General features: G+C 66.2%; 14 protein-coding genes. 2 read left to right on the top strand and 12 right to left on the bottom strand.

The features are described from left to right. Complete coding sequence (locus XH91_RS00075; RefSeq protein WP_128948705.1) at positions 1-1,371, bottom strand: MmgE/PrpD family protein; 1,371 nt, start codon at positions 1,369-1,371, stop codon at positions 1-3. 123 nt (positions 1,372-1,494) lie between these two features. Between XH91_RS00075 and XH91_RS00070 the strand changes: the two genes are divergently transcribed. Beyond that, positions 1,495-2,610 carry an FUSC family protein gene (locus XH91_RS00070; protein ID WP_128948704.1) on the top strand — a complete coding sequence of 372 codons (1,116 nt, stop codon included), beginning with the start codon at positions 1,495-1,497 and terminating at the stop codon, positions 2,608-2,610. Between the two features lie 24 nt (positions 2,611-2,634). Next, complete coding sequence (locus XH91_RS00065; protein ID WP_128948703.1) at positions 2,635-3,027, top strand: BLUF domain-containing protein; 393 nt, start codon at positions 2,635-2,637, stop codon at positions 3,025-3,027. 12 nt (positions 3,028-3,039) lie between these two features. On the opposite strand, the gene XH91_RS00060 is transcribed toward XH91_RS00065, so the two are convergent. From XH91_RS00060 to dnaA, 11 genes are all read right to left on the bottom strand, one after another. Further along, complete coding sequence (locus XH91_RS00060) at positions 3,040-3,690, bottom strand: 2-hydroxychromene-2-carboxylate isomerase (protein WP_128948702.1); 651 nt, start codon at positions 3,688-3,690, stop codon at positions 3,040-3,042. After that, positions 3,687-4,175: a DUF2867 domain-containing protein gene (locus XH91_RS00055; protein ID WP_128948701.1), complete on the bottom strand. Its 489-nt coding sequence runs from the start codon at positions 4,173-4,175 to the stop codon at positions 3,687-3,689. The genes XH91_RS00060 and XH91_RS00055 overlap by 4 nt, the downstream gene beginning before the upstream one ends. Further along, positions 4,172-5,563 (bottom strand): MATE family efflux transporter, encoded by a 1,392-nt coding sequence (locus XH91_RS00050; RefSeq protein WP_128948700.1) that lies wholly within the window; start codon positions 5,561-5,563, stop codon positions 4,172-4,174. Before XH91_RS00050 ends, XH91_RS00055 begins: the two co-directional genes overlap by 4 nt. 178 nt (positions 5,564-5,741) lie before the next feature. Further along, on the bottom strand, positions 5,742-7,037 hold the full coding sequence (murA, locus tag XH91_RS00045) for a UDP-N-acetylglucosamine 1-carboxyvinyltransferase (protein ID WP_128948699.1): 1,296 nt from the start codon (positions 7,035-7,037) through the stop codon (positions 5,742-5,744). A 239-nt stretch (positions 7,038-7,276) separates the two neighbouring features. Next, the gene (gene gyrB / locus XH91_RS00035; protein WP_128948698.1) at positions 7,277-9,712 is read right to left on the bottom strand and encodes a DNA topoisomerase (ATP-hydrolyzing) subunit B; all 2,436 of its coding nucleotides are present in this window, start codon (positions 9,710-9,712) and stop codon (positions 7,277-7,279) included. Between the two features lie 282 nt (positions 9,713-9,994). Continuing rightward, positions 9,995-10,678 (bottom strand): hypothetical protein, encoded by a 684-nt coding sequence (locus tag XH91_RS00030; RefSeq protein ID WP_128948697.1) that lies wholly within the window; start codon positions 10,676-10,678, stop codon positions 9,995-9,997. A 141-nt stretch (positions 10,679-10,819) separates the two neighbouring features. Next, positions 10,820-12,988, bottom strand: coding sequence for a hypothetical protein (locus XH91_RS00025; RefSeq protein ID WP_128948696.1), 2,169 nt, complete (start codon positions 12,986-12,988; stop codon positions 10,820-10,822). A gap of 93 nt (positions 12,989-13,081) precedes the next feature. Continuing rightward, entirely contained in the window at positions 13,082-13,840 is a 759-nt protein-coding gene (locus XH91_RS00020) for a hypothetical protein (RefSeq protein WP_128948695.1), read from the bottom strand. A gap of 118 nt (positions 13,841-13,958) precedes the next feature. Beyond that, positions 13,959-15,095, bottom strand: coding sequence for a DNA replication/repair protein RecF (gene recF / locus XH91_RS00015; RefSeq protein WP_128948694.1), 1,137 nt, complete (start codon positions 15,093-15,095; stop codon positions 13,959-13,961). A gap of 125 nt (positions 15,096-15,220) precedes the next feature. After that, positions 15,221-16,339, bottom strand: a complete 1,119-nt coding sequence (dnaN, locus tag XH91_RS00010) for a DNA polymerase III subunit beta (RefSeq protein ID WP_128948693.1) — start codon at positions 16,337-16,339, stop codon at positions 15,221-15,223. A gap of 266 nt (positions 16,340-16,605) precedes the next feature. Further along, the gene (gene dnaA, locus XH91_RS00005; RefSeq protein WP_128955086.1) at positions 16,606-18,018 is read right to left on the bottom strand and encodes a chromosomal replication initiator protein DnaA; all 1,413 of its coding nucleotides are present in this window, start codon (positions 18,016-18,018) and stop codon (positions 16,606-16,608) included. Positions 18,019-18,021: the final 3 nt, after the last annotated feature.

The raw sequence follows: 18,021 nt of genomic DNA, 5'->3' as shown, positions 1-18,021 counted from the left end.
CTACTGCCGCGCCAGCTCAGTCGCCTTTGCCACGCGGTCGAACCGCTCCAGCGTCATGATCGCATCCGCGAACTTGTCGGCCCGCGCGTTCAGCACGGGCCGCGCCAGCGTCAGGAACTTCTGCTGCATCGCCTGCGCATCCGGGAAGGAATTCGGCTCTCCGGAGGGATCGGCATAGAGCCGCTCGTGCACGCCGTCCTCAGTGGTGATGCTGACGCGCGCGCCGAACGGATGGGTGCGGCCGACCTCGAGCCGGTCGTCCTGCACCACGTCGAACTTGTCGGCGAGTGCGTCGATCGCGGCATCGCCGAGCCTGGCGTAATCGTCCCAGCCGAACGAGCCCTGGTCGAGCGCGAGCGCGCCGGTGAAGAACATCGAGAACTGGCCGCCGACGATCGAGGTCGGATGCCGCTTGGTCGCGGCATCGCCGGTCAGCGTGATGCCGTTGCGGTGCAGGCCGATCTCGACGCGCTTGACCTGGTCGGGCGTCAGATTGTGCTCGCGCCGCATCGCGATCAGCGCATCGATCGCGGCATGGGTGTAGCGGCAGCTCGGATACGGCTTCACGCCGATCTTCATGGTCTCGTAGGTCTTGCCGAGCCCGGCGACAGCCTTGTCGGGATGGGCGTCGTCGGTGTAGCCGGCGAGCAGGCCGTGCTTGCCTTCGACCGATTCCGTCGCACCGACGAAATCGTTGCGCGCCAGGGTCGCTGCGATCACGCCGTTCATCGCGGCGGCGCCGACCTGATAGCGCTTGTTCCAGGCACCGTTCATCAGGAACTGCAACGAGCCCGCGGCCTGGCTGCCGGCAACGCCGAAGGCCGCGATGATCTGCGGCTCGGACAGGCCGAACAATTTCGCCGCCGCCGCGGCCGCGCCATAGGTGCCGGCGGTCGCAGTCGGGTGGAAGCCGCGCGCATAATGCGAGGTCGGGTCGAGCGCGTTGCCGAGCCGGCAGCAGACCTCATAGCCCGCAACGATCGCCGTCAGCACATCGCGGCCGGACGCGCCGACCATCTCGCCGACGGCGAAGGCGGCCGGAACCACCGGCGCGCTCGGATGCAGTGAGGAATCCGCATGCGTGTCGTCGAAATCGAGGGAATGGCCGAGCGCCCCGTTGAGCAGCGCCGCCACCGCCGGCGTCCAGGTCTTGGAATCGCCGAACACGGTGGAATCGCCCTTGGTGTCGAGCGACAGCGCTTCCAGCATCTTCAGCAGCGACGGGGTGGATTCGGCCTCGCGCCGCGCCCGGATGGCGCTGCCCAGAAAGTCCAGCGTCAGCACCTTGGCGCGATCCAGCACCTCCGCCGGAATATCCTGGTATTTCAGGTTGGCGACATACGCGGCGAGCGTTGCGGTTTCGTGGGCCATCGTGTTTCCTCGTTTTGGCCGGCAAGTTAGGCGGGCTGATTTTGCCTTTCAAGCGGCCTTGGGCCCGCGGGCATCAGCTATGCTTTTGGTCGGCGCAATGGGATCGGTCCGGGACATCAGACGATGATTTCAGCAAGTGAGTTGTTCGACCGGGTCTGGTCGCGCAGAACGCAACTGGGGCTGGCGGTCCGGGTCACGGTCGCGGCCGCCAGCGCCTATGCGCTCGCCACCGCGCTGCATCTGTTGTTGCCGCTCTGGGCCGTGCTGACCTCGATCATCGTGACGCAGATGAGCGTCGGCCGCTCGTTGAAGGCGACGCGCGACTACATGCTCGGCACGATCGGCGGCGCCATCTATGGCGGCGCGATCGCGGTCCTGATTCCCTATTCCGGTGAGCTCGGCCTGCTGGGCCTGCTGGTGCTGGCCGTGGCGCCGCTTTCCTTTCTCGCAGCGATCTACCCGAATCTGAGCTCGGCGACGGTGACGGCGGTGATCGTGCTCGTGCTGCCCTCGATGCATCATGCCGATCCCATGGCCTCGGCGATCGACCGCGTCTGCGAGGTTTCGGTCGGCGCGGTGACCGGACTGCTCGTCTCTTTCCTGGTGCTGCCCTCGCGCGCGGTCCGGCAGATCCGTGCCAGCGCCGCGAAACTGCTCGATCTGATCGCGGAAGCCTTCGGCGAACTGCTGGCCGGCCTGACGCGCGGCCGCGACAACGATGCGCTGCATCGGATCCAGGACGGCATCGGCACCGCCATGGTGGGCATGAACACGATCGGCACTGAAGCCGAGCGCGAGCGTTCGGCGCGGCTGTCGAGCGGCCCCGACACCGGCCCCTTGCTGCGCACCATCCTGCGGCTGCGCCATGACGTCGTGATGATCGGCCGCGCCACCGTGGTGCCGCTGCCGGCCGAGGTGCAGGTGAGGCTCGCAGGTCCCCTGGCAGAGGTGAGCGCGGCGATCCTGCGCTTCCTCAAATCCGCTGCGGAGGCCTTGCGCGAGGGCGCCGGCGCGCCGCCGATCCACCCCGTGCACGTCGCGCTTGCGCACTATTCCGAGGCGGTCGCCGCGGTGCGCCAGGATGGACTGATCCGCGGCCACACGAGCGATACCGCGGAGCGCTTTTTTGCGCTCGGCTTCTCGCTGGAGCAGATGCACCAGAACCTCTGCGACCTCGACCGCGTCGTCGGCGAATGGTCGGAGGCCGCGGCGGATGGTCCGGTGAAGGTGGCGGAGTGATGTATCTGGATTGAGAGCGGAGCCATGTTTTCGACCTGGGTCTATGTCAGCAGCAGCCTGCTTGGCGAAAGCGCCGATGGCGAGATCGCGAACATCCGAAGCATTGCGGAAACCAGAAACGCAGAGCTTGGGCTCACCGGCGTGCTGATGTTCTCCGGCCGTCACTTCGCGCAGTTTCTCGAAGGCCCGGACGAGAAACTCGCCGTGATGAAGGCGTCGATTTGCCGGGATCGCAGACATGCAGATATCCGGACGCTGGCAACGCCTGCGATCAAGCAACGCAGGTATGGAGGCTGGGCGCTGGCATATTCAGGGCGGGCAACCGCAATTGACCGGGTTTTGTCGGATGCCGTCCGCGAGCAGGATGTCGGAGAGCTGCTCGACTACATGGACCATTTTGTCAGCGGCCTGGGCTGAGCGCATCGTGCGCTAACGCTTCGTCAGCCCTTTGCTCTGCAGGCGCCACAACAGCAGGTCGATGCGGTCCTGGCCGAAGAACGGCTCGTTCTCGAACAAGAAGGTCGGCACGCCCCAATGGCCCGAGGCGGCGTGGTCCTTTTCGTTTTCCGTGATCACCTGCTCGTAGCGATCCGGATCGGCGCTGATCGCCGCATCCATCGCGGCGAGATCGAAGCCGGCCTTCTCCGCGGCGCGGGCGAGATGATCGCCCTCGTTCCAGCCCGCAACCGAACCGTCCCACAGCACTCGCGCGATCGCATCCGTGAACGCGAGCGCACGGCCTTCGAGCTGCGCCATCGCGCCCAACCGGGTCAGCCGGTGGATGTAGGGCTGCTCGGCTGCGACATCGAACGTCGTCTTGTCCTGCACGATCGGGTCCGGCCGCGGAAAGCGGAATGGAATGCCCTCATGCTGCGCCACACGCGTGCTGTCGAGCACCACATAGCGGATGAAGTTCGGGCTGGCCTTCTTGAAGAACCCGGGCACGCGCACCGCGAGCGGATAGACCGGCCGCAGGTTCACCGCGAGGTCATGCTCCGCGACCAGCTTCAGCGTCTTCGGCAGCGCCAGATAGCTGAACGGGCTGCGATAGGAAAAGAACAGGTCGACGGACAGCGTCATCGCGCCGGCTCCGCGATGTCCCCCATCATGCTGCGGGCCACGAGCTTGTGGAACGGCACGATCAGCGCGAGGTAGGTCCGCCCGAGCAGATTGTTGGTCCGCACCAGCGTGGTCAATGTCACCCGTCGGTCCGCCGCCTCGCCGGCGACGTCGACCACGACGCGGAAATCGAGATGGTAGTCGTCAAAGCCGGCGATCAGCCGCTCCGGCGTTTCGCTCAGCACTGGAAACAGGCCGATCATCCCGTGCGGAGCCGGAGCACCTTCGCCGGACGTCTTCAGTCCAAGGGGTTTCACCAGAATGTTGCGCAAGCGCGTCAGTACATCGACCCAGCGCGGCCCGTGCACGACCATTCGGGTGCAGGCCTCGCGGGCGCTCAATTGCGCCCCGCCGACCCCGACACGGAAGGCATCGATGAACTGCGCGCCTGCCAGCACCGCGCCGGCATCGACATCGGGAATGATTTCGCGAACCGGTCCTGTCATCCCACCAGTTTGCGCGTCAGCATCCGGAATCGCAAGACCAGGAGTCCGGCATAGACGAACGATCCGATCGACAGGCCGATCCAGACGCCGACCGCGCCGAGGCCGCCGTGGAAGGCAAGCATCCAGGCGATCGGAAAGCCGACGCACCAATAGCCTGTTGCCGCGAACGCCAGCGTCATCCTGGTGTCATTGATGCCGCGGAGCGCCCCGCCCATGATGGTCTGGAGCGCATCGGCGATGAAGAAGGTCGCGCCGACCAGGAGCAGGGTCGCAGTGAGCTCGATCGTCGGCGCGCTGGCCGCGTCGCTGCCGAAGAACAGCCGCCCCAGCTGATAGCGCCCAAGGATGATGGCGACGGTCAGGGCCGAGACCGACGCAACCCCGAGCACCGCGGCAACGAGGCCCGCGCGCCGCACGCCGGCCGGGTCGTCGCGGCCAAAGGCATGGCCGACCCGCACGGTCGCGGCCATGCCGATGCCGAGCGGGACCATGAACAGCACGGCGGTGACCTGGAGCGCGATCTGGTGCGCGGCCAGTGCCGTGGTCGAGATCAGGCCCATCAGCAGCGCGGCGGAGGAGAACAGGCCGTATTCCAGCAGCAGTGAGAACGAGATCGGCGCGCCGATCGCGATCAGCTGGCGCATCAACGGCCAGTCGATCCGCCAGAGACGCTTGAGCGGATGGTAGTCGGCGAACGGCTTGCGCCACGCAGCAATGGCGAGCGCGGCGATGAAGGTGCCGAGATTGACCAGCGCCGTCGCCAGCCCCGCGCCGAACAGGCCGAACTTCGGTAAGCCGAACAGGCCATGGATCAGGCAATAGACCAGCGCGAAATTCGCAGGAATCGCCGCAAGCGTGATCCACAGCGGTGCCTGCGGCCGGTTCACCGCGCTCATCATGCTGCGGATCGCGATGAAGCCGAGCGCCGGCGCGATGCCCCAGGCAAGGCCGTTCAGATAGCGCTGCGCCAGCGCGGCCGAATGTGGCGCCTGTCCGAGCGCGATCAGGATGTGCTCGCCATAGAGCGGTGAGGCCATCATCGGCAGCGAGATCAGCAGCGCCACCCACAGGCCGACGCGCAAGGAGAGGCGGACACGCCTGACGTCGCCGGCCCCGAACGCCTGGGCTGCCAGCGGCGAGACCGCGGCCATCAGGCCGAGCCCGAAGGTGAAGCTGACGAAATAGACGGTGTGCGCAAGTGCCGCAGCCGCGACCGAATCCTCGCCGAGCCGCCCGATCAGCGCAAGATCGCTGGTGATCATCGCGATCTGCCCGAGCTGCGTCAGCATCATCGGCACGGCCAGCCGCAGCGTCTCGACGAATTCCTGCGCGAGATGGCTTTGCACGCCCGTTTGCGGCGGCTGTTGTGGTTGGACGGTGTCGAGCATGGCGGCGTCATTAGCACAGCCGCGCGACCAAAACATGGCTCTCGTGTCCCGGACGCGCAAAGCGCGAGCCGGGACCTAGGAGTCACACGCTCCGAGCTTGCGACATGGGCCCCGGCTCAGCAGCGCATCACTGACGTGCTGCGCTGCGTCCGGGGCACGAGACCAACGTCAGACGAACTCACCCCTTGCGTTCCGGCACGCGCCGGATCTTCGCGCCTAGCGCGTTCAGCCGCTCGTCGATGCGCTCGTAGCCGCGCTCGATCTGGTCGGCGTTGTTGATGGTGGATGTACCCTCGCCGCAGATGGCGGCGAGCAGCATTGCCATGCCGGCGCGGATGTCGGGCGAGCTCAGGGTTGCGCCGTGCAGCCGGCTGGGGCCGGCGATGATGGCGCGATGCGGATCGCACAGCACGATGCGCGCGCCCATCCCGATCAGCTTGTCGACGAAGAACATGCGCGACTCGAACATCTTCTCGAACATCAGGATCACGCCTTCGCATTGCGTGGCGGTGACGATCGCGATCGACATCAGATCGGCGGGGAAAGCCGGCCAGGGCTGGTCTTCCAGCTTCGGCACGTGGCCGCCGAAATCGTCCTGGATCTTCAGCGTCTGGTTCGAGGGCACGATCAGGTCGTCGCCCTCGACGCGGCAGACGATGCCGAGCCGCTCGAATCCCATGCGGATCGAGCGCAGATGCTCGACACCCGCGCGTACGATGCGCAAGGGCGAGCGCGTCACCGCGGCAAGCCCGATCAGCGAGCCGACCTCGATATGGTCGGGCTGGATCCGATAGGTCGCAGAGCCCAGCGTCGCCGGACCATGGATCACCATGGTGTTGGTGCCGATGCCCTCGATCTTCGCACCGAGCGCAACCAGGAAATTGGCGAGGTCCTGCACATGCGGCTCGGAGGCCGCGTTGCGCAAGTAAGTGACGCCGTCGGCCGCGACAGCGGCGACCAGCGCGTTCTCGGTGGCGGTCACGCTCGGCTCGTCCAGGAACACGTCGGCGCCGGTGAGCTTGGGGCAACGGAATTCCAGCCGGTCGGTCGCGGTGACCTTGGCCCCCAGCTGTTCCAGCGCCAGCACATGGGTGTCGAGCCGGCGCCGCCCGATGACGTCGCCGCCGGGCGGCGGCAGCATCACCTCGCCGCAGCGCGCGAGCAGGGGGCCTGCCAGCAGGATCGAGGCGCGGATGCGCACGCAGAGCTCAGGGTCGAGATCGGCGGCGCGGATGCTCTTGGCATGGATGTGAAGCGTGTTGCGGGCGGTCCACTCGGCCGATGCACCGACCGAGCGGATCAGCTCGACCAGGGTTTCGGTGTCGCGGATCCGCGGCACGTTCTCCAGCATCACTGGATGCTCGGTGAGCAGAGCGGCCGCGATGATCGGCAGCGCCGAGTTCTTGTTGCCGGCCGGCTCGATCGAGCCCGAGAGCCGGTGACCGCCCTCGACGATGTATTGGATGGGCGCCACTGGGATCTCTCCGTCCTGTCGGGTTGGGGCGGGCTGCTTTGGGGGCGGAAACTATCGAGAAACGAGCGCGGGAGCAATTCGGCTTGATTTCGCTGCGAGCGAGGTGCGCCCCCTCCCCCGCAAGCGGGGGAGGGCCGGGGAGAGGGTGTTTCCACAACGGGACACTCCCCCAGAGGAAAGAACCCTCACCCGCCGCTACGCGTCGGCCTCTCCCGCAAGCGGGAGAGGCGAAGCAAGCCTCAAATATCGATCGTCGCGCTCAGCGAATGTTCCTGGATGAAGTCGCGGCGCGGTTCGACCACGTCGCCCATCAGCTTGGTGAAGATGTCGTCGGCCTCGTCGACCTCCTTGACCTTCACCTGCAGCAGCGAGCGCACGTCGGTGTCGAGCGTTGTCTCCCAGAGCTGCTCCGGGTTCATCTCGCCGAGGCCTTTATAGCGCTGAAGCGTGATGCCCTTGCGGCCGGCGTCGGTGACGGCCTCGAACAGGTCGGACGGACCGTGCACCACATGCTCGCTGTCCTTGCGGCGGAGCTTGCCGGAGCGCGCGTAGACGTCCTGGAGCTTGGGCGCGTATTCGTCGAGCTTGCGTGCTTCGGCCGAGCCAAGCAGCGCATCGTCGATCACGGCGGATTCCTTGACGCCGCGCACGGTGCGCTCGAACAGAAAACCCTGGCCTTCGACGAATTGCCCGACCCAGCCGCGCTCGACCTCCTCGGCCTGGCTGTCGAGCCGGGTCGCGATGTACTGCGCCGCGGCGGCGGCGTTCTCGGGGTTGCCGTAGACCGACTTGTTCAGCACGCCGGTGATGGCGGCCTGCTCGACCACCTTGCGATTATAGCGGCTGTGCAGGTTGCGCAGGATGCTGCGGACCACGCGGGCATCATCGACCAGCGCGCGCAGGTCGCGCCCCGAGCGGTCGCCGCCGGTGCCTGGGATGTACACGCAATCGTCGAGCCCGGCGTCGATCAGATAATCTTCCAGCGCGCGCTCGTCCTTTAGATACTGCTCGGACTTGCCTTTGGAGACCTTATAGAGCGGCGGCTGGGCGATATAGAGATAGCCGCCGTCGATGATGTCGCGCATCTGGCGATAGAAGAAGGTCAGCAGCAGCGTGCGGATGTGGGCGCCGTCGACGTCGGCGTCCGTCATCACGATGATCTTGTGGTAGCGCAGCTTCTCGACCGAGAATTCGTCGCCGATGCTGGTTCCGAGCGCGGTGATCAGCGTGCCGATCTGCTCGCTGCCCAGCATCTTGTCGGGACGCACGCGCTCGACATTGAGGATCTTGCCGCGCAGCGGCAAGACGGCCTGGAATTCGCGGTTGCGGCCCTGCTTGGCGCTGCCGCCTGCCGAGTCACCCTCGACGATGAACAGCTCTGATTTGGCCGGGTCCTTTTCCTGACAGTCGGCGAGCTTGCCGGGCAGCGAGGAGACCGAGAGCGGGCTCTTGCGCGTCAGCTCGCGCGCCTTTCGCGCGGCTTCGCGGGCGGCGGCGGCCTGGATCACCTTGCCGACGATCATCTTGGCTTCGCTCGGGTGCTCCTCGAACCAGGCCTGCAGCGCCTCGTTGAGGACGTTCTCGACCACGGGGCGCACTTCCGAGGACACCAGCTTGTCCTTGGTCTGCGACGAGAACTTCGGATCCGGCACCTTCACCGACAGGACGGCCGTGAGGCCTTCGCGGCAGTCGTCGCCGGTGAGCGCGATCTTTTCCTTCTTGGCGTTGGCCTCGGCATAGCCGTTGACCTGGCGCGTCAGCGCGCCGCGGAAGCCGGCGAGATGGGTGCCGCCGTCGCGCTGCGGGATGTTGTTGGTGAAGCACAGCACGTTCTCGTGGTAGCTGTCGTTCCACCACAGAGCGGCCTCGACGCCGATGCCGTTGGCTTCGGCGCGCACCATGATCGGCGTTGGCACCAGCGCCTTCTTGTTGCGGTCGAGATATTTGACGAACTCCTCGACGCCACCGGAATAGTACATCTCCTCGCGCTTCTCGACCGCGTGGCGCATGTCGGAGAGCGCAATGTTCACGCCGGAATTGAGGAAGGCGAGCTCGCGCAGGCGATGCTCGAGCGTCGCGAAATCATATTCGATGTTCTTGAAGGTCTCGCTCGAGGCCAGGAACGTCACCTCGGTGCCGCGCCGGCCCGGCGCATCGCCGACGACCTTGAGCGGTGCGACCGCATCGCCATGGGCGAACTCGATGTAATGTTCCTTGTCGTCGCGCCAGATGCGCAAACCGAGCTTGCTCGACAGCGCGTTGACGACGGAGACGCCGACGCCATGCAGGCCGCCGGAGACCTTGTAGGAATTCTGGTCGAATTTTCCGCCAGCGTGCAGCTGGGTCATGATGACCTCGGCCGCCGAGATGCCTTCGCCCTTGTGGATGTCGACCGGAATGCCGCGGCCGTCATCGCGCACGGTGACGGAATTGTCGGCATTGAGCACGACATCGACGCGCGTGGCGTGGCCCGCCAGCGCTTCGTCGATCGCGTTGTCGACGACCTCGTACACCATGTGGTGCAGGCCCGAGCCGTCATCGGTGTCGCCGATATACATGCCGGGGCGCTTGCGGACGGCATCGAGCCCCTTGAGCACGCGGATCGATTCCGCCCCGTAATCGCTTGGATTTGAGGGCTCGTTTTCGGCAGGCGTCTGCCGAGCAGGTTCTGTCATGAGAGGCCTTCGAGATGTCGCCCGAATCAGCCGCGCAAAAGGCGCTGATTTGCAGGTTATTTGTGCCATGAAAGACGGCTTGCGCCTAGCGCAAAGTATCTCCCAGCAACCCTTTGACGAAATAGGGATTTTTTGCCGGTTTTCAAGGTGTCCGAAGGCCGATTTCGGGCGCCTCGAAAAGCCCGATTCGTGACCCCTTTTGAGGTCTTCAAAGGCGTGGATTTTGCGGGGGTGCCGACGCTTGTTCCGAGGCGCAATGGCGCCCCAGAACAGGCCAGGGGTTCAGTAGATCTGGGACGGCTTGTTATCGTCGCTGAGGTCCCAGGCCTCGCCTGCGGCCAGAGTGACGGTGTCGGCGCGCAGCAGAAGGCCCGACGCGCGCAGTTCGTAAGGATACGTGCCGGGCGGCAGATCCAGCGTCTGCGGATGATTTTCGCCGCCGGCAATCTCGATCGTCCGATCGTTGATCACGAGCGAAGCCACGTCCGGCCTTAGATAGCCGAAGATCAGCCGCGCTTTCCCCGATGTCGGCAGCATATCGGCCTTGGCCGCGACCTCCGGATTCCTTTGCGCCAGGCTGATTGTGGTCTCGCCCTGGGCGCGGCCAAGCTTCAGCACGGCCGGGCCCTTCGGGGAGACGAAGGCCAGTTGCACGCGATCGACGGCGATGACCGCGTCATCCGGCTTCTCCTGCCAGCTGCGCTGTCCGAGCTCTCTGCGGTAGAAGGCGAGCACCTCGCTGAGCTCCGCGGGCACGCGCGCTTCGATCTCGGTCCGGAGCGGGGCCTCGGCGCCAAGCGCATGCGTGGTGCGGAATTGACTGAAGCTGCTTTGCTTCGGTGCCGGCATTTCGACTTGGGGATCTGCCGTCAGCGGCTGCTTCGCACAGCCCGCGAGAAGAACGAGGCCGCAGACCAGCAGCCGCCATCTTGCCGGGACGTTCGGCCCGCGCTTGACCATCGCCATGCTCAATCTCCAGGGACGTCGCGCGTGCTCAAGCTTCGCGCGCTACGGAGGCTGCGACACACGCTGCGCAGCCTCAGGACCACTAGTCGCCGCGCGAACCGCTCAGGTTCAACCCGGCCGTCGCAGGCGAATGCGGCGGGATCAATACATTTGCAGCGGCAGCACCTCGCCGGTCGGCCCCACCATCAGGCCCCAGGCATCGCCGGCGGCAAGCTCGATCGTGGCGTTCCGGCCCGGCTGCCCCGCAACCTTCAGGGCGTACAGGTACTTGCCGGGCGGCAGATCGAGCATCGGCCCTTTCGGCGATTGCGGGCCACCGGCACCGGCCGCAACCTTGACGGTCTGCTTGTTGATGGTGAGCACGGCTTCCTGATAGCCCATATTGCCAAGCAGCAGTTTGGCCTGACCTGGCCTCGGCATGATGTTCGCCTTGGTCGCGGCTTCCGGGTTCTTCTGCACCAGGTTGACCGACGTCTCGCCCTTGGCGCGGCCAAGCTTCAGCGTCGCCGGTCCCTGCGGAGAGGCGAAGGCGAGTTGGACGCGATCGGTGGTCGTGACCGCGCCTTCAGGCTTCTCCTGCCAGCCGAGTTTTTTCAGCTCGCTGCGATAGAAGGCGAGCACGTCACCGAGCTCGGCGGGCACGCTGGCGTCGAGCTCGCGGCGGAACGGCACCTCGATGCCGGGCAGCTTTGCCGTGCCCAGCGAGGTCGAGCTGTGTTGCTTCGGCACGGGCAGTGCGGAGTCTGGATCTGCTTCCAGCGGGGCGGGAGCTCCGGCTGGCCTTGCAGCAGGATCGTTGCTCGCCGATTGGCTGGTGGCGGCAGGCTTGGCGGCAGCCATCCTCAGGCCGGATCCGTTGGCGCTGACGTTTACCTTCGGGCCCATCTGCATCAAGGTCATCGAGATCGATTTACCGGCCTTGGAAAATTCCATCACCGCCATGTTGGGCTGGTTGATGACGGAGGGCTGCTCCTTCCAGCCGGCGGGCTTCAGCGAGGCGCGGTAGAAGGCGGCCAGCGCCTTCACGCTCGAGGCCGAGTTGAATTCCAGCCGGCCGTCACCGGACTCCACCTCCTGTGCGTTCACCGGCACCGGCAGCGGCGTGTTGCCGCCGGCCTGCGCCTGCAAGGGCGCATCGGACAGCGCTGCGGCCTGCGCCTTGCGCCTGATAGCGTCTTCGGCGAGGACTTGCTTCGTCATCGCCGCGGCATCCCTCATGAATTGGTCGTCGGCATCCTTCTTCGCCTTGGCACGGGCCGCGAGCACGCTCTCCTTCACCTGCGCGGTCAGATAGACCATCGTGAAGTCGTATTTGCGCGAGAGCCGCAGCACGCCGGTTTGCTCAGTTGAGGAGAACTTCAGCGCAACTTCATCGCCTGCGGCAAGAGGTGCATTTCCTTCTTCCGTCCAGCCGCGTGCCGCGAATTCGCGATGATAGAAAGCGAGCACGGCGGACGGTTCGGCAAGAGCCGCGACCGTCAGGTCGTGCCGGTTCGGGCCGGCGCCTCTGCCGCCTGCCGACTTGTACGGCTTCGGTATCGGCAGGCCGGACATCTCTTCCGTAGTGAGGTTGGTCGGCAACGCGAACGGCGCGATCCTGATGTCGACATTGGTCCGCCCGTCGTCGCGGCGGGTCAGCGTCAGCATCACCGGCTTCTGCTTGTAGAATTGCGTCTCGTCGCCTTCGGGGTGCTCAAAGAAGACACGTACACCGTTCGCGACGGTCTCGCTCAGGTCCGCGTTCGGCCAGCTTGTGGCTGTTTCGGGCGTCAGCTTGCGCCAGCCGATCGCAGCCATTTCCTTCGCGTAGAACTCCACCGTCGCGTCGAAAGCGCTGGGCGCGATGCAACCGAGGTAGGGACGGGTCTCGTCGAACACGAGATCGATCGCGCCGTCCGGGAACGGGACATTCGAATAGATGCGGTTCGGGGTGTAGGTGACGCCGGATTGATCGGGCCGGCCGAGGCCCTGCGTGAAGGAGACGGACAGTCCCTGCCGCCCCTTCTTGAAGGCGAGATTGCTGTTGGTCTCGTCGAGCGGGCGGACGTAGGGCACCCAGCCGTCAGTGACGAGCATTTTCTTCACGGCAGCTGATGTCACCGCGACCACAGTCGGAGTGCCGTACTGCATCCGGTAGGGATCGGGGCGCGAGGTGTCCTCGATCGCGCCTGGCAGCAGCGGCAGCGTATGAGGATCGACAAAGCCGGCGTCGAATTGTGCTGCGTGTGCGGTACTCGCCATCAGCATAAGGCTGCAGGCAAGCAGCAGCCCGCGTGCCGGGACCTGCATCCCGCGCTTGATCATCGACATCGGCAAAACTCCTGGAATTCGCGAGAGCAGCACTGTCAGCTAGTCGTGGCGGGAACCTCACAGGTTCAACAGCGGTATCCGGCGGGGTCGAACTCAATAGAGCTGGAGCGGCGACCACAAATCGCCTTCGGGGCCGACCGTGACCTCCCAGGCATCGCCGGCCGCCAGCTCGATCGTCGTGTCGCGGTCCGCTTCGCCGTCGATCTTCAAGACGTAGGCGTATTTGCCCGGCGGAACATTGAACAGCGGCGCCTCGGGGCGTTCCTTGCCGGTGCGGGCGGGAAGCGTGACGGTGTGATTGTCGAGCGTGAGCACGGTTTCCTTGTTGCCGAGATTGGTGAACATCAGCGCCGCGCGGCCGGGCCTCGGCATCACATGCGCCAGGATCGCGGCCTCCCTGTTTCGCTGCACCAGATTGACCGAGGTGCTCGACCCCTTGCGGTCGAGTGCCAGCGCTGCCGGCCCCAGCGGAGTCGTGAAGGCGAGCCGGACGTGATCGCTGGCGATGTCCGCGCCATCGTGCTGCTCCTGCCAGCCGAGCTTGCCGAGCTCGGTACGGTAGAAGGCGAGCACCTCGCCGAGCCCGGCGGGAATGCGTGCCGTGAGCCTGGTCCGCAGCGGCGCGTCAATGCCGAGCATTTTTGTGGTGCCGATCTCGCGATAGCTGGTCCTCGTCGGCGCGGGCAGCACGGCGTCGGGGTCCGGCGTGAGCGCGGACGAAAACAGCAGCGGCAGATGTGGCGTCCATCCGGCCGCGCCTGCCGTGGCGACGCCGCTCGCAAGCAAAGCGAGGCCGCACACGAACAGCCGCCATCGTGCCGGGACTTTCGTCCCGCGCCTTACCGTCGTCATGGTCTTTCTCTCCAGGGATATCGCGCGCGTCGATCGCGCGATTGCAACGGCTGCGACACCGCCTGCGCGGCCTCACGGACCTAGTCGCGATCCGAATAAGCCGGGTTCAACAAAACGGCTATCGCCGGGCCGAAACGCGTCCGCTCTCGACGTCAAAGACTTCGCCGCCGGCGCCGATCTCGGCAAATGCGGCCGGGTCCGCGCCGGTCAGCCAGACCTGCGCGCCGAGCCTGCGCAGCTCGTCGAACAGCGCCGCGCGCCTGTTGGGATCGAGATGGGCGACGACCTCGTCGAGCAGCAAGAGCGGCACGATGCCGGTCATCTCGGCAACCAGCGTCGCGTGCGCCAGCACGAGGCCGATCAGCAGCGCCTTCTGCTCGCCGGTCGAGGCATCGCGCGCGGGCATGCTTTTCGGCGCGTAGATCACCTGGAGATCAGTGAGATGCGGGCCGTCGGTGGTGCGGCCGGCGATGGCATCGCGCGGGCGGTTGTTGCGCAGGATCTGGCGATAGCGATCCTCGACCGATGTCGCCGTCTCCGTCAGCAGCGCATTTTCCATCCAGCCGTCGAGCGCGATCTGCGCCGAGGGAAACGCGGATTGTTGCGCGCGCGCATTCAGCATGCCGGTCAGACGCGCTGCGGTCTGGCCGCGCGTTGCGGCGACGGCGACCGCGAGCTCTGCGGTTTCGCGCTCGATCGCGTCGCACCAATGGTCGTCGTAATTGCGCGTCTCCAGCAGGCGGTTGCGCGAACGCAACGAGCGTTCCAGCGCGTTGATGCGGCTGGAATGCTCGCTGTCGATCGCCAGCACCAGGCGGTCGAAGAAGCGCCGGCGCTCGGACGCGGCGCCCATGAACAGTCCGTCCATCGCCGGCGTCAGCCACACCATGCGGACGTGATCGCCAAAGCTGGCCGCCGAATTCACGGGCTCGCGGTCGATGCGGCAGCGCCTGATCACCGCGGCGTCCGCGCGCGGCGGCTCGATGCCGGTGCCGAGCGTGGCGAGCCCCAGCGCGCCCTCGACCTGCGCGGAGACCGCCCAGGAGCCGTCGCCCTGGTTGTCGGCGACATCCTCCAGCGTGGCGCGGCGCAGGCCCCGTCCCGGCGACAGGAACGAGATCGCCTCGATGCAATTGGTCTTGCCTGCCCCGTTCGGCCCGACCAACGCCACCATGTCAGCCGCCGTCTCGAGCCCCGCCGCCCGATAGTTGCGAAAATGCGTCAGCGTCAGGCGATGGATGCGGGAGGGGGTCATTTGATCCGTTTTCCGTCATGCCCGGCCTTGTGCCGGGCATCCACGTTCTTGGCTCCGAAGACGTGGATGGCCGGGACAAGCCCGGCCAAGACGAATGTAGTGATAAGTATAGACGCCGGTAAGCCTCACACCCGCATCGGCATCAGCACGTAGAGCGCGCTCTTGTCGTCCTTGTCCTGCACCAGGGTCGGCGAGCCGGGGTCGGCGAGGCGGAGCACTGCGGCGTCGCCTTCGATCTGGGCGGCGATGTCGAGGAGGTAGCGGGAGTTGAAGCCGATATCGAGCGCGTCGGAGGCGTATTCGACCTCGAGCTCCTCGGTGGCGCTGCCCGAGTCCGGATTCGTCACCGACAGCACCAGCTTGCCCGGCGACAGCGAGAGCTTCACGGCGCGGCCGCGCTCGCTGGAGATGGTGGAGACGCGGTCGACCGCGTTCTCGAAATCCTTCTTGTCGACCACGAGTTCCTTGTCGTTTCCTTGCGGAATGACGCGGCCATAGTCGGGGAAGGTGCCGTCGATCAGTTTCGAGGTCAGCACGACGTTGCCGATGGTGAAGCGGATCTTGGCCTGCGACAGCTCGATCGTCATCTCGGCTTCGGTGTCCTCGATCAGGCGCTGCACCTCGCCGACGGTCTTGCGCGGCACGATCACGCCCGGCATGCCCTCGGCGCCCTTGGGCTGGACCAGATCGAGCTGGGCGAGGCGGTGGCCGTCGGTGGCGACGCCGCGCAAGGTCGCAGCCTTCGCGGTGCCCGCGGCGTGCAGATAGATGCCGTTGAGGTAGTAGCGCGTCTCCTCGGTGGAGATCGCAAACTGGGTGCGGTCGATCAGCCGCTTGACGTCCTTGGCGGCGAGATTGAACGAATGCGAGAGGTCGCCGGCGGCAAGGTCCGGGAAATCGTTCTCGGGCAGGGTCTGCAGCGTGAAGCGCGAGCGGCCGGCGCGGATCGCCAGCACCGCGCGATCGCCGTCGGTCTCCAGCACGATCTGCGAGCCGTCGGGCAGCTTGCGCACGATGTCGTAGAACATGTGCGCCGGCACCGTGGTCGAGCCGGCGGTTGCGGTTTCCGCCGGCAGGGTCTCGGTCACCTCGAGGTCGAGGTCGGTCGCCTTCAGCGACAATTTCGCGTTTTCGGCGCGCACCAGCACGTTGCCCAGGATCGGAATCGTGTTGCGGCGCTCGACCACGCGATGGACATGGCCCAGCGATTTAAGGAGTTGCGCGCGTTCGACCGTAACCTTCATTGCACTACTCGCCCGATCCCCAAAGATGGAAAAAGCCGGGCGGAGGACAGCGCGCCGCGGCACCGAAGACCCCGGAAGGCCGGGTCATCGAGCCGATATGACCAAAGCCGTCAGGGTCGCGCAAGGTGGCGCGGATGGCCCCGGGATTCAAGGGATCGCGAGCCAGTTCCCCACGATTTACCCGCCCAAACGAAACCCGCCGCCCGGGCATGACCGGGACGGCGGGAGGTGGGGGAGGAAGCCTTAGGCGTATATTCCTTGGGCGTTCATTCCTGCAGCTGGCGCTTGAGCGACTCGACCTCCTCGGACAGCGCATTGTCCTTGGACACCAGCGCCTCGATCTTGCGCACGGCATGCAGCACCGTGGTGTGGTCGCGGCCACCGAAGCGGCGGCCGATCTCGGGGAGCGAGCGCAGCGTCAGCGTCTTGGCGAGGTACATCGCCACCTGGCGCGGACGCACCACATTGGCGGTCCGCCGCGAGGACAGGAGATCGGAGCGGCTGACATTATACTGCCGCGCCACCACGCGCTGGATGTCCTCGATCTTGATCCGCTTCGGCTCCGAGGGACGGATCAGATCGCGCACCTCGCGCTCGGCCATCTCGAGCGTCACCGGCTGGTTGTTGAGTTTGGAGTGAGCAAGCAGCCGATTGATCGCGCCTTCGAGGTCGCGGCCGTTATGGGTGATGGCGCGCGCCAGATAATGCAGCACCTCCTCCGGGACGTCGAAGGTCGCATGATGGGTGCGGGCGGCTGCGACGCGCGACTTGAGGATGCCGTGGCGCAGCTCCTCGCCGAGCGAGCCCATCTCGACCACGAGACCGCCGGCGAGGCGCGAGCGGACGCGATCGTCCAGGCTCTCGAGATCGGACGGCGGCCGGTCGGCCGCGATCACGACCTGGCGGCCGGCATCGATCAGCGCGTTCAGCGTGTGACAGAACTCGGCCTGCGTCGACTTGCCCTGCAGGAACTGCAGATCGTCGATGACGAGCACGTCGATGCCGCGCAGCGCTTCCTTGAAGGCCAGCGCCGTCTGCGTCTTCAGCGCGGCGACGAAGCCGTACATGAATTTCTCGGCGGTGAGATAGAGCACCTTGCGCTCGTTGCCGGAATTGCCGGCCCAGGTCACGGCCTGCAAGAGATGCGTCTTGCCGAGGCCGACGCCGGCATGGATGTAGAGCGGGTTGAACATCACGGGGTCGCCGCGGCGGCCTTCGGCGACCTGGCGCGCGGCGGCATGGGCCAGCGTGTTGGAGCGGCCGACGACGAAGCTTGCAAAGGTCAGGCGCGGATCGAGCGGCGAGCCGCCGAGCGCGTCATGACTGGCGGAAACCGGCGCGGTCGCGGTCGAGCGCAGCTCCGGCGCAGGGGCGCGGCGGGCTTCGACCGGCGCAGGCGTTTCCTTCGGTTGAACGACCGGGCGCACTGCGGAGCGAACGGTGAGATCGATGCGATGCACTTCCGGCATCTCGGCCTGCCAGCACGACAGCACGCGCTCGGCATAATGGGCCTGGATCCAGCTCTTCAGGAAGCGGGTGGGAACCGAGAGCCGCACGCTCTCGTCCTGCACGCCTTCGAGATCCATGCGCGCAAACCAGCTCGTATAGACGTCCTCACCGACGTTCGAGCGCAGCCTGCTCTTCACGCGTGACCAGCGATCCTGTTCCGATGTCGTCATCAT

Origin of the sequence: Bradyrhizobium guangzhouense (assembly GCF_004114955.1) — a bacterium.
Lineage (GTDB): Bacteria > Pseudomonadota > Alphaproteobacteria > Rhizobiales > Xanthobacteraceae > Bradyrhizobium > Bradyrhizobium guangzhouense.
The sequence above is the reverse complement of the archived record's forward strand: the minus strand, read 5'-3'. Positions and strand labels throughout refer to the sequence as shown.

Bases quoted from the DNA above. Each gene is read 5' to 3' on its own strand.
- XH91_RS00030 (WP_128948697.1), bottom strand. From the start codon at position 10,678: ATGGCGATGGTCAAGCGCGGGCCGAACGTCCCGGCAAGATGGCGGCTG.
- XH91_RS00070 (WP_128948704.1), top strand. From the start codon at position 1,495: ATGATTTCAGCAAGTGAGTTGTTCGACCGGGTCTGGTCGCGCAGAACG.
- XH91_RS00025 (WP_128948696.1), bottom strand. From the start codon at position 12,988: ATGTCGATGATCAAGCGCGGGATGCAGGTCCCGGCACGCGGGCTGCTG.
- XH91_RS00050 (WP_128948700.1), bottom strand. From the start codon at position 5,563: ATGCTCGACACCGTCCAACCACAACAGCCGCCGCAAACGGGCGTGCAA.
- dnaA (WP_128955086.1), bottom strand. From the start codon at position 18,018: ATGACGACATCGGAACAGGATCGCTGGTCACGCGTGAAGAGCAGGCTG.
- XH91_RS00055 (WP_128948701.1), bottom strand. From the start codon at position 4,175: ATGACAGGACCGGTTCGCGAAATCATTCCCGATGTCGATGCCGGCGCG.
- XH91_RS00020 (WP_128948695.1), bottom strand. From the start codon at position 13,840: ATGACGACGGTAAGGCGCGGGACGAAAGTCCCGGCACGATGGCGGCTG.
- gyrB (WP_128948698.1), bottom strand. From the start codon at position 9,712: ATGACAGAACCTGCTCGGCAGACGCCTGCCGAAAACGAGCCCTCAAAT.
- XH91_RS00075 (WP_128948705.1), bottom strand. From the start codon at position 1,371: ATGGCCCACGAAACCGCAACGCTCGCCGCGTATGTCGCCAACCTGAAA.
- XH91_RS00065 (WP_128948703.1), top strand. From the start codon at position 2,635: ATGTTTTCGACCTGGGTCTATGTCAGCAGCAGCCTGCTTGGCGAAAGC.
- dnaN (WP_128948693.1), bottom strand. From the start codon at position 16,339: ATGAAGGTTACGGTCGAACGCGCGCAACTCCTTAAATCGCTGGGCCAT.
- XH91_RS00060 (WP_128948702.1), bottom strand. From the start codon at position 3,690: ATGACGCTGTCCGTCGACCTGTTCTTTTCCTATCGCAGCCCGTTCAGC.
- recF (WP_128948694.1), bottom strand. From the start codon at position 15,095: ATGACCCCCTCCCGCATCCATCGCCTGACGCTGACGCATTTTCGCAAC.